The organism is Planococcus alkaliphilus (assembly GCF_057031095.1).
This window is the reverse complement of the sequence record NZ_CM168060.1, coordinates 1,566,010-1,577,786: the sequence shown is the minus strand read 5'-3', so window position 1 is coordinate 1,577,786 and position 11,777 is coordinate 1,566,010. Positions and strand designations below refer to the sequence as shown.

Here is an 11,777-nt window from a genome sequence, read left to right as displayed (position 1 = left end):
TAAATAGATTGGGCTCAGAAAATCAGGCGCTTTCAACCATTTCAGTAAAAACAAAAACCGCAGGCTTGCCGGAACTTCCGGGTTTACCTGCGGTTTCTAATTCGTCTTTTAAAGCGGTGTTTTCATTTCTTCGATGACGCCGGGAGTGAAAATCCCGTTTTTGAACATTTCGATTTCAAAAGCGTACGGCGGCTTTTTATTTTTTGCATCGCTTCCGACATACGGCGTTTCAAGAATTTTCGGCACATGTTTCAAGTCGCGGTGGTGCACAATGCCATTCAAAGCTTCAAATCCGATTTCACCGAAGCCGATGTTTTCATGGCGGTCTTTCCCGGCACCCTGGACATTTTTGCTGTCATTGATATGGAGCACTTGCAAACGGTCGATTCCGACAATCCGATCGAATTTCTCAAGCACTCCGTCAAAATCTTCTTTGATGTTGTAGCCGGCATCATGCGTATGGCAGGTATCGAAGCAAACCGACAAACGCTCATTATGGGTTACGCCATCAATGATCGCTGCGATTTCTTCAAAGCTGCGGCCGCATTCCGTGCCTTTGCCAGCCATCGTTTCAAGCGCGATATTGACAGCATAATCTTCTGTCAGCACTTCGTTCAACCCTTCAATGATCTTCGCGATTCCCGCTCCTGCACCAGCTCCCACGTGAGCTCCCGGATGAAGGACGATCTGTTTTGCGCCAAGCGCTGCAGTCCGTTCGATTTCTTTTTGGAGAAATTCAACGCCAAGTTCAAAAGTTTCAGGTTTTACGGTATTCGCCAAATTAATGATATAAGGTGCATGAACCACGATATTGCTCAAATTATGGGCAGCCATATGGGCTTGTCCCGCTTCGATATTCAGATCTTCAATCGGTTTGCGCCGCGTATTCTGCGGTGCCCCGGTGTAGATCATGAATGTACTCGCTCCGTAGGAAGCCGCTTCTTCACTTGCTGCAAGAAGCATTTTCTTTCCGCTCATGGATACGTGTGAACCTATTAACATCTAAAAAATCTCCTTACTTTTTGCGGTTTTTGCGGCGTTCGACTTTTTTGATTTCGTCCATTTTCCATTTCATTTTCTTTTTGTACATTGGTTTTACAGCTTTTGGTTTATGGACCATGGTCTTCGCTTTCGCATCCGCTTCATTTGTCTGTCTAACCCGCGTTTTGCGGCTGTGGCGGTCTTTCAAATCAACAAACTCGCCTTTAACGATATCTTTTTGCTGGAATGGAATGCCCATTTTCTCGACGCGGTTGATCGCATCTTCCTCTTCCGGATTGAAAATCGTGATGGCAATCCCTTTTAATCCGGCACGTGCCGTACGGCCGACGCGGTGAATAAAGAACTCCAGGTCTTCCGGCAGCTCATAATTGATGACATGGCTGACGCCTTGGATGTCAATTCCGCGCGCAGCAAGATCCGTTGCGACAATGTATTGATATTCCAAGTCGCGGATTTGCTTCATCATTTTCACGCGTTCGCGAGGAGCCAAATCACCATGGACACGGCCAACACGGATGCCCGCTTTTGCCAGTTCATCTGCCACATAGTCTGCATTTGTTTTCGTATTGACGAAAATAATGGCTAGATATGGATTGATGATGCCCATGATTTCTTTCAGGCGCTCTACTTTCCGTTTGCTTCGTGCAGGCACCAAGTAGAAGTCCAAGCCTTCCGCAGTCGGTCGTTTGTCGCCAATTTTAATATGGACCGGCGATTCCATGTATTTTTTAAGGAATGGCTTTAATTTTTCCGGAATGGTCGCAGAAAATACATACATCTCCAATTTTTCTTGCATTTTGCCCGCCACCTGGTCGATTTCTTCGATAAAGCCAAGGTCAAAAGCCAGATCCGCTTCGTCGACTACAAGAATTTTTCCTGTATGGACCAGAAGCGCATTTTCATTCACCAAGTCCTTTAATCGCCCCGGTGTTCCGATGACAATATGCGGCTGCGTTTTCAGCTTATTAATCGAACGCTTTTTGTCGGTCCCTCCGATAAAGCTTTTCACTTCGATATCGGAACCTTCTACCAGTTTCATCATTTCTGCATAAATTTGCGTGCCGAGTTCACGTGTCGGGGCACAGATGACTGCCTGAACTTCTTGGCGGCTTGTGTCGATGCGCTCTGCAATCGGAATGATGAAGCTATGGGTCTTCCCTGTTCCTGTGTGGGATTGTCCGATGGCTGAGTTGCCTTTCAATATGTGGGGCATCATCTCTTTTTGAATCGGGGTCGGTTCTTTAAAACCGAGTTTTTCCACCGCTTCTAATAGGAACGGCTTGAATGGATAGTCATTAAATTTTGTCATGGGATTATATTCCCTCCTTACGCTCTTGACATTATAGCATGAATTCCCTTTTTTCGTATTGCAACTTTTGTAAAGACAGGCCGTCTCGTTTATAATGAAGGTATGATTTTGAAAGGAGTGCGGTTATGAAGGTAATGAAAATATCGCCAAGAGGGTATTGTTACGGCGTAGTTGATGCAATGGTCATTGCGAAAAATGCTGCAATGGACGAAACTCTGCCCCGCCCTATTTATATATTAGGCATGATAGTCCACAATAAACATGTTACAGACGCATTTGAAGAAGACGGGATCATCACATTGGATGGCAAAAACCGGCTTGAAATTTTGGAGAAAGTGGAATCCGGTACCGTTATTTTTACCGCACACGGCGTTTCTCCACAAGTCCGTGAACTTGCCAGAAGAAAGGGCTTGGTGTCTATCGACGCAACTTGCCCAGATGTAACAGTTACCCATGATTTGATCCGGGAAAAGACAGCAGAAGGCTACCACATCATCTACATCGGGAAAAATGGCCATCCGGAGCCTGAAGGGGCAATCGGCGTGGCGCCTGACTTGGTTCACTTGGTTGAAAGCGTTGAAGATGTCGACCAATTGCAATTAACAGCAGATAAAATCATTGTGACCAACCAGACGACCATGAGCCAATGGGATGTTGTAGACATGATGAAGCGCCTGAAAGAGAAATACCCGCATTCAGAAGTCCATAAAGAAATTTGCTTGGCTACACAAGTTCGCCAGGAAGCGGTGGCCACCCAAGCAGGCGAAGCGGATTTATTGATCGTCATCGGCGACCCGATGAGCAACAACTCGAATCGCTTGGCGCAAGTGTCACAAGATATCGCTGGAACTCCGGCTTACCGCATTTCGGATCTTTCGGAACTGAAATTGGAATGGCTCGATGGCGTTGAAACAGTCGGCATCACTGCCGGTGCTTCGACTCCGACTCCGATCGTTAAAGAAGTGATGAACTTCCTTGATAAATACGATCCGGAAAATCCGGAAACGCACGAATTGACGCGCAGCGTACCATTAAATAAAATCTTGCCGAAGATCAAACACCCGAAACCTTCGGAACGCATTGAACCTTATCCAGTTGAATAGTTTGACATGTCCTGTGGGCCATTAAAATAAACCGTGAGCTTTCTACAAAGTCTCACGGTTTTTCGTTACATATGATTAAAGTGAGGTGAAAAAACATGAAAAAGATTGCAATCATCGGCTCGGGAGGGTCCGGAAAATCCACTTTCGCACGCCACTTGGGTGAAAAATTGCAGCTAAACGTTTACCATCTTGACGCCATCCTTTGGAAACCGGACTGGACAGCTGTCTCCCGGGAGCAACAAGAAGCAATCCAGCTTCAATTGGTCAATAATGAGAATTGGATCATCGATGGCAATTACAATGGTACGCTGGACCTTCGCTTAGAAGCGGCTGATTGCATCATTTTCATGGATATGCCGAGAATATTATGCGTTTACCGGATATTGAAGCGCAACTTCCTATACCGGAACAAGCAGCGTCCTGATATGGCTGCCGGCTGCAAGGAACGCTTCGATTTGAATTTTTTAAAGTGGGTTTGGAATTACCCGCGTGATAAACGCCCGAGTGTCTTGCTGAAATTGCAAAAGCTTTCACCTGAAAAAGAAATTGTCATTTTGACTTCCCAAAAAGAAGCAAAAGACTTTATCGAACAACTAAAAACAGAGAATCCAGTTACCGTGAAGTAAACTGGATTCTCTGTTTATTTGAATGTAAACGGTTCTGTGCTGACTTCGGATGGCAGGAATTCACATTGCCAGTTCTGCGTTTTTGACATGTGGTTGACCACGCCTTTGATCATCACTTTTTCAACATGGTGACCAGGGTCTACAACAGCAAGGCCCATCGCATCAGCGTCCTGCGCCACGTGGAAATAAAGATCCCCCGTGACGTAGACATCGGCCCCTGCACGTTTTGCTGCATGGATGTATTTATTGCCATCTCCACCGAGTACCGCCACTTTTTTGACCGGTTTTGTGAGATCGCCGACAATTCGTACAGCCGGGACATCGAGCCGCCCTTTTACGTGTTCCGCAAAGTCCTCAAGGCTCATTTCTTCGTCAAGCATTCCGACGCGCCCTAATCCCATTGGCAGCTCTTTGTTTTCCAATGTAAAAACATCGTAGGCTACTTCTTCGTAGGGATGTGCCGCTATCATTGCTTTGATCGCACGGTCTTTTTCGGTTTTGCGAATGACCACTTCGATTTTCGATTCTGCCGTCATCTCCATTTTGCCCGCTTCTCCGATATACGGATCGGCATCTGCGGTGGGCTTGAATCGTCCAGTGCCGCTCAGCGTGTAGCTGCAATATTCATAGTCTCCGATTGCTCCAGCTCCAGCCTTTCCGAGCGCTTCACGAACTTCTTGTTCGTGGGTTTCCGGCACGAAAACAGCAATTTTAACCAGTTCCGCTTCATATGTAGGAACTAGGATTTTCGTATCGCTAAGTCCAAGCGCATCTGCCAGCAAGTCATTGACGCCGCCTTCTGCCACATCCAAATTGGTATGGGCCGCATAGACGGCGATATCGTGCTTGATCAGTTTTTCCATTAAGCGCCCTTGCGGAAAATCGGTCTGCAAATTCTTGAGCGGCCGGAATATCGGCGGATGATGGGCAATGATCAACGCTGCCCCTTTTACAATCGCTTCATCCACCACTTCTTCGTTGACATCCAAAGTCACCAATACCCGTTCGATTTTCTTATTTAAGGTTCCGACATGAAGGCCAATCGGGTCACCTTCCATCGCCAAGTATTTTGGCGACCATTTTTCAAACTCCTCGATGATCTGCTGTCCATTCGGTATTTTCACTGTTCAGCACCTCTTCTACTAGTTGGATTTTATGCACTAAATCATTTTTCCGCGAAAGGATCTCCACGGTTTGTTCAGTGGATTCCATGGAAGCGACGATTTTCTTCCATTGGGTACTTTCGCGCTGCCATTTTTCAATGAATATCGGAGAACGCTGTGTCATCAAATAAGGTCCCATCAAGAGTTCCGTTTCCGATAAGCCCGAAACTGCATCAACAGGTTCCAACACTAAAATTTCATAAATTTTATCGTTTTCTTTTAAGATTTCTTCCGTTTGGATGGTCCAGCTATTTTGCTGAGCCCAGTCGCGGATGGCTTTGGCATGGACATTCGGCTGTAGAATCAAGCGTTTGACTCCTTCTAGCCGCTCCATCCCCTCATTTAAAATGGAGGTAATCAACGGACCGCCCATTCCCGCAATAGTGACTGCTGTCACACCATCTTCAGGGTGGATGGCCAAAAGTCCGCTCGCTAGCCTCACCGTAATCTGTTCATCAAGCTGCTCTAAGCGAACTTGTTTTTTTGCCGATTCAAAGGGACCTTTTACTACTTCCCCGGCAACCGCTTTTTTAACCATCCCATTTAATATTAAGTAACATGGCAGGTAAGCATGGTCGCTGCCGATATCTGCAACGATGGCGCCTTCCGGTACATGGCTTGCCACCCGTTCTAATCGCAGCGATAATTGTTGAGCATTCATCCGTTATCCTCCTATCAACAAAAACCCCTTAGCTCAAGAAGAACTAAGGGGGTTTTCAAACTATTCGAGAGATAAAATCCACTCAGCCATAGCTGGAATATTCTCTTCTTCGATGAGTCCGCCTGGCATTGCGCCTTTACCATTTGCAATAATATCTTCGATTCCTGCTTGATCCAATTCAGTATCAACCAATGATGGACCTACTCCGCCTTCATAGCTTGAACCGTGGCATGATACACAGCTTTGCTGTGCTTGTGCTTCTGGATCGAATTCAGCAGAATCCGTGCTGCCGCCGTCGTTGCCTTGCTCTTCGCCGCCTGTGCCGCCTTCTTCTTCTTCTGCGTGTTCTGCAGCAATCTCTTCTTGGTTATTGGCGCCTTCTAATGATAAGAAGAAAATCAGACCAATACCGAACGCCATGATTAAGATATAAGGTACAATTGCATTTTTTTGCATCCGTTACCCCTCCCTCTATAAAGTTCTGCTTGATGATAGTGTTCGTATCATTCATTATTGTACTGTATTATTTGCAAAACGAAAAGTCTTATGGGAGAAGTTTTAAGTTATTGTGACAAATTCAGTAATTTAACAGCCGATTTGTCGTGCAATCACCATTTTTTGCACTTCAGATGTCCCTTCGCCGATTTCCAGCAATTTCGCATCGCGCATATAACGCTCCACTTCATATTCCTTCATATAACCGTAGCCGCCGTGGATCTGAATGGCTTCATCCGCCACTTCCATTGAAATTTCCGAAGCATAAAGCTTTGCCATCGAAGCTTCTTTCGTAAACGGGCGCCCTTGGTCTTTCAGCCATGCTGCCTTGTATACCATATTGCGTGCCAATTCAATTTTGAGGGCCATATCTGCCAGCTTGAACTGCGTGATTTGGAATTCGGATAGGCTCTTGCCGAATTGCTTGCGCTCTTTAGAATAGTTTAATGCACGGTTAAACGCCGCCTGAGCGATTCCAACAGCCATTGCAGCGATGCCAATGCGGCCGCCGTCCAAAGTCACCAGGAATTGCTTGAAGCCTTCTCCGCGCTTGCCAAGCAAGTTTTCTTTCGGCACGCGGACATTTTCCAGTACCAGTTCCGTCGTGTTCGATGCATGGAGCCCCATCTTTTCATAATTGTCGATGATTGTGAAGCCTTCTGCATCTGTCGGCACGATAATGGCACTGATTTCTTTCTTGCCATTTTCCACTCCTGTGATTGCGGTAATCGCCAAATGCTTTGCATAGCTTGCATTCGTGATATAAACTTTCGAACCGTTGATGACCCAGTCATCGCCGTCTTCGATTGCACGTGTTTCCGTACCGCCTGCATCCGACCCTGCGTTCGGTTCTGTCAATCCGAAAGCGCCGAACGATTCGCCTGAACAAATCGGAGCCAAGTATTTTTCTTTTTGTTCGTCCGTGCCGAAAAGATTCAACGGTGCACCGCCGAGTGAGATATGCGCTGAATACGTAATGCCTGTAGAAGCACATGCGCGGCTCAATTCTTCTGTTACGATAGCGAAACTTGTCGTGTCAGCGCCCGCGCCGCCGTATTTCTCATCAAACGGCAATCCCATCATCCCCATGTCGGAAAGCTGTTTGAAAATTTCTTTTGGAAACTCATTTGTGCGGTCACGGTCGATTGCTCCGGGCGCCACCACTTTATCCGCAAATTCTTTAATCGTTTTCTTAATCATTTGCTGTTCTTGCGTCAAATCAAAATTCATCTCATTACATCCCCTTTGTTATGGATACGCTTACAACTTTCATTATATAGGAAAAATTTAGACAAACTCAACTCTAAAGGGGAAATTCATAAAAAAACAAGCTGCCGAAAATTTCGGCAACCTGCATTTTTTATTCGAGGAAATCTTTCAAACGCTTGCTGCGTGACGGATGGCGCAGTTTGCGAAGCGCTTTGGCTTCGATTTGGCGAATCCGTTCACGTGTAACGCCGAAGACTTTCCCTACTTCTTCCAAAGTGCGCGTACGCCCATCATCCAAGCCGAAGCGAAGGCGCAATACATTTTCTTCACGGTCAGTCAATGTATCTAAAACGTCTTCCAGCTGCTCTTTCAATAATTCATAGGCAGCATGGTCAGATGGTGATTGCGCATCCGAATCTTCGATGAAATCGCCCAAATGGGAATCATCTTCTTCGCCAATCGGTGTTTCCAATGATACTGGCTCTTGAGCAATTTTCAGGATTTCCCGGACTTTTTCCGGCAATAGATCCATTTCTTCTCCGATTTCTTCCGGTGAAGGTTCACGTCCAAGGTCTTGCAGAAGCTGGCGCTGGACACGGATCAATTTATTGATGGTTTCCACCATATGCACCGGGATACGGATTGTACGCGCTTGGTCGGCAATCGCACGAGTGATCGCTTGGCGAATCCACCAAGTTGCATACGTACTGAATTTAAAGCCTTTCGAGTAATCGAATTTCTCAACTGCTTTGATCAAGCCCATATTCCCTTCCTGGATCAAATCAAGGAAAAGCATGCCTCGTCCAACATAGCGTTTGGCAATACTGACAACAAGACGCAAGTTCGCTTCAGCTAAGCGCTTTTTCGCTTCTTCGTCGCCTTGTTCAATCAATTTGGCCAACCTTACTTCTTCTTCCGCTTTTAAGAGGTCCACCCGGCCGATTTCTTTCAAGTACATTCTGACAGGGTCATTGATTTTGACGCCTGGCGGCACACTTAAATCATTCAAATCGAATTTCTCTTCAGTCGGCTTCATGAGACGGTCCAAATGCTCTTCATCATCTGATTTCCGTTCCAATTCAATGCCATGCCCCTCAAGTTGATCGATGAATTCTTCAACGGCATCCGATTCCATTTCAAAAACAGCTAATTTATCGGCAATCTGTTCATAGTTCAGTTCTCCCGTTTTTTTACCTGTTTCGATCAATTGTTTTTTCGCTTCTTCTACAGTCGCTTCAGGACCTTCTGTAGTACTTAATGAGACATTGCTTGCTTCAACTTCGTTTGGACGTTCTGATTTCTCAGCCATACGATTTTCCTCCTTTAAAAAAACGGGATTAACCTATAATGATTTCTTCAAAGCAATCACTTCTTGTGCCAAAACTAAGGCACGCTTCATATCATGCTGTTTTTCAGCTTCTTTTGACTGCTGAATTTTCAGCTTGATCTGCTGTTCGATCCGATGCTTTTGCAGATGCGTCAAGCAATCGGCAATTTCTTCATCTGCATGTTCAGGATCGCGTTCAGTCAAAGCTGTTTCCATAACCAGCTTCCGAAGTTCCGGGTCACGCAGCGTTTCCAGAAATTTATGGAAATCCGCTTTTTCCCATTCTTCGTAAAAACCGAGCAGTTGAACGTACAGCGCTGTAAATTCTTCGCTGACAAACGGCATGCCATCTGGTGCTTGGGCTAACTTTTCCATGGTTCTAGCATTCGCTAACGCATGGGAAAACAGCAGCCTTTCAGCACGGTGGAGAGAAGTCACCCGTTTCGGATCCCGCTTCGGCGCTTTTTCTTGAACTGGTGCGCTTGGACGGCTTCTTTCGATTGTCTTGTTTTCAAGTTTCCGGTATTGCTGAAGAATCGCTTCCTCTGACAGGCCGGTTTCATTAGACAATTGCTTGATGTAAAGATCACGTTCAATCGGTGACGACCGCCCTGCTAAGAGCTGCAGCACTTCTTGAATGTATTGCAGAAGGTCATTTTCGTATTGAAAATTTTTATGTCTGCGGGCATGCATCATCGCAAATGCAATAAACGCATGCGGTTTGCCGATGATCTGCTCTTTAAAAGCTTCATTGCCGTGTTCCCGGACAAAATCATCAGGATCCATTTTGCCTGGGAGGACAGCAACTTCCACTTTGAACTTTTCTTCATTTAATGCAATGGCCGCTCTTTTAGCAGCTTCCCATCCGGCATCATCCCCATCAAAGCAGATGACAATTTCCTGTGCGAAACGCTTCATCGCTTTAATATGCTGCGACGTAAGAGAAGTGCCCATCGTTGCAAGCGCATTATCTACACCTGCTTTGCCGGCAGCAATAACATCCATAAATCCTTCAAATAAAACGATTTTCCGATTTTTCCGGATTGCATTTCGGGCCAGATGCACATTATAAAGCACTTGGCTTTTTTGGAAAATCGGCGACTCGGGACTATTAAGGTACTTTGCCTCTTCCTTGCTTTTTACTAAGATCCTGCCGGAAAATGCAATGACTTTACCAGATTCGTTCGTGATTGGAAACATGATTCTACCGCGGAAACGATCAAAAAATCCATTTTTTTGCTCTCGCTGGATACCGAGCCCGCTAGACACCAATTCCTCTTCACTGAAGCCTTTTCGCTGCAATGCGGTAGCCATGTAATTCCATTCGGGCAATGACCAGCCAATCCGGTATTTTTCAATCATTTCCTTTGTGAACCCTCTGTTTTCCAAATAGTCGAGCGCTTCTTGCCCTTCTTCTGTATTCATGAGGATATGGTGGTACATGTCTGCTGCAAATTCATGCATCAAAATAAGCTGATGGTCTGTTTTTGTAGGTGCTGGGCCGGAATCGTTCGGGACTGTGATGTCTACGTCGATTCCTGCCCGGCTGCCGAGGCGAGCCAATGCGTCTTGAAATGTAATGTTTTCAATGTCCATCAGGAAAGTGATGACATTTCCGCCCGCTCCGCAGCCGAAGCAATGGAAAATCTGCTTGTCGGATGTTACCGAGAACGATGGCGTGCTTTCACCATGAAATGGACAGAGCCCGAACCAATTGCGCCCTCTTTTTGTTAATTGAACATATTCACCGACGACGTCTACAATATCCGTAGAAGTACGGATTTGTTCGATCACTTCTTCTGGAACTCGATTTGACACATTATCACCATCTTTTTTTGCTTAACATACTTAATTCGTGATATTTTAAGGAATTCCTTCATCTTTCATCAAAAAGATCGAGACAATTTATTGGCCATTATATTTGTTTTAGCCACAATTCTTCATTATAAAACGTTTTGGACAAAAAATCCACAATTTAAATAGAAAAACCACCTGTTGAGGAGGTTTTTCTTTGTTGTTTACTATTTTCCACTCAACTGGGTTTCATAGCCTGCAGGTGAATGGTCGCTATTACTTGCGTTTGCTCAAAATTAAATTAGCAGTTTCTTCTACCGCGCGGTTTGTCACATCGATGACTTCACAGCCGATTCTGCTGACAACTTTCTCGAAATGGGCAATCTCTTCGTGGATTCGGTTGATTTTCGCGTAATTTGCATCATCGCTTAATCCTAATGCAATCAACCGCTCTTTGCGGATGGAATTCAATTTCTCGGGAGAAATGACCAATCCGTAGCATTTGGCTGGATCGACTTTATAAAGTTCTTCAGGAGGATCCACTTCTGGCACGAGCGGTACGTTCGCCACTTTCAAACGCTTATGCGCCAGATATTGCGATAACGGCGTTTTAGACGTTCTCGAAATTCCGACCAGAACAATATCGGCCATCAATATCCCGCGCGGGTCCCGTCCATCGTCATATTTAACAGCAAATTCGATGGCTTCCACTTTTTTAAAGTAATCATCATCCAATTTGCGAACCAACCCCGCTTCTTCTAAAGGAATGGAATCCAGTTCATTTTCCAATGCGTCCATCAGCGGCCCCATTAAATCAACAGCTGTTACATTGAATTTCGGCGTTTCCGATTGGATATACCGCCGCAATTCTTTTGACACCAATGTGTAGACGATAAAGGCCTGCTGCTGTGCTGCCAGTTTTATGATTTCCTCAAGATGTTCAACGGAATCAATATAGGGGAACCGCTTTAATACTGCATTTTGATCGGCATATAAATATTGGCTAATAGCCGCTTTTGCAACCAGTTCGCCAGTCTCTCCTACAGAGTCAGAGACTATGAACATACGGAGTTGTTTCATTTCGTGCA

Annotated in this window: 11 protein-coding genes; 2 read left to right on the top strand and 9 right to left on the bottom strand. The window is 45.5% G+C overall.

The features are described 5' to 3' along the window. Positions 1 to 108: 108 nt before the first annotated feature. Together AC2EXB_RS08145 and AC2EXB_RS08140 are read right to left on the bottom strand one after the other, a co-directional pair. Positions 109 to 1,002, bottom strand: a complete 894-nt coding sequence (locus AC2EXB_RS08145; RefSeq protein ID WP_483604351.1) for a deoxyribonuclease IV — start codon at positions 1,000 to 1,002, stop codon at positions 109 to 111. Positions 1,003 to 1,015: 13 nt separating this feature from the next. Beyond that, entirely contained in the window at positions 1,016 to 2,311 is a 1,296-nt protein-coding gene (locus AC2EXB_RS08140) for a DEAD/DEAH box helicase (RefSeq protein WP_483604350.1), read from the bottom strand. A gap of 125 nt (positions 2,312 to 2,436) precedes the next feature. Between AC2EXB_RS08140 and AC2EXB_RS08135 the strand changes: the two genes are divergently transcribed. Beyond that, positions 2,437 to 3,414, top strand: coding sequence for a 4-hydroxy-3-methylbut-2-enyl diphosphate reductase (locus tag AC2EXB_RS08135; RefSeq protein ID WP_235199060.1), 978 nt, complete (start codon positions 2,437 to 2,439; stop codon positions 3,412 to 3,414). 95 nt (positions 3,415 to 3,509) lie between these two features. Further along, complete coding sequence (locus AC2EXB_RS08130) at positions 3,510 to 4,040, top strand: DNA topology modulation protein (protein WP_483604349.1); 531 nt, start codon at positions 3,510 to 3,512, stop codon at positions 4,038 to 4,040. A gap of 14 nt (positions 4,041 to 4,054) precedes the next feature. Here AC2EXB_RS08130 and AC2EXB_RS08125 read toward each other — a convergent pair whose 3' ends face one another. The 7 genes from AC2EXB_RS08125 to AC2EXB_RS08095 form a co-directional block, all read right to left on the bottom strand. Continuing rightward, the gene (locus tag AC2EXB_RS08125; RefSeq protein WP_483604348.1) at positions 4,055 to 5,164 is read right to left on the bottom strand and encodes a Nif3-like dinuclear metal center hexameric protein; all 1,110 of its coding nucleotides are present in this window, start codon (positions 5,162 to 5,164) and stop codon (positions 4,055 to 4,057) included. Beyond that, on the bottom strand, positions 5,124 to 5,864 hold the full coding sequence (locus AC2EXB_RS08120; protein ID WP_483604347.1) for a tRNA (adenine(22)-N(1))-methyltransferase: 741 nt from the start codon (positions 5,862 to 5,864) through the stop codon (positions 5,124 to 5,126). The genes AC2EXB_RS08125 and AC2EXB_RS08120 overlap by 41 nt, the downstream gene beginning before the upstream one ends. Before the next feature lie 60 nt (positions 5,865 to 5,924). After that, positions 5,925 to 6,320, bottom strand: coding sequence for a cytochrome c550 (gene cccA, locus AC2EXB_RS08115; RefSeq protein WP_483604346.1), 396 nt, complete (start codon positions 6,318 to 6,320; stop codon positions 5,925 to 5,927). Positions 6,321 to 6,449: 129 nt separating this feature from the next. Further along, positions 6,450 to 7,589, bottom strand: coding sequence for an acyl-CoA dehydrogenase (locus AC2EXB_RS08110; protein WP_483604345.1), 1,140 nt, complete (start codon positions 7,587 to 7,589; stop codon positions 6,450 to 6,452). Positions 7,590 to 7,719: 130 nt separating this feature from the next. Beyond that, a complete protein-coding gene (gene rpoD, locus AC2EXB_RS08105; protein WP_235199055.1) occupies positions 7,720 to 8,877 on the bottom strand; it encodes an RNA polymerase sigma factor RpoD in 1,158 nt (385 codons plus the stop codon). Positions 8,878 to 8,910: 33 nt separating this feature from the next. Then, positions 8,911 to 10,713 (bottom strand): DNA primase, encoded by a 1,803-nt coding sequence (gene dnaG / locus AC2EXB_RS08100; protein ID WP_483604344.1) that lies wholly within the window; start codon positions 10,711 to 10,713, stop codon positions 8,911 to 8,913. 252 nt (positions 10,714 to 10,965) lie between these two features. Further along, on the bottom strand, positions 10,966 to 11,769 hold the full coding sequence (locus tag AC2EXB_RS08095; RefSeq protein ID WP_483604343.1) for a pyruvate, water dikinase regulatory protein: 804 nt from the start codon (positions 11,767 to 11,769) through the stop codon (positions 10,966 to 10,968). Between the last annotated feature and the right edge of the window lie 8 nt (positions 11,770 to 11,777).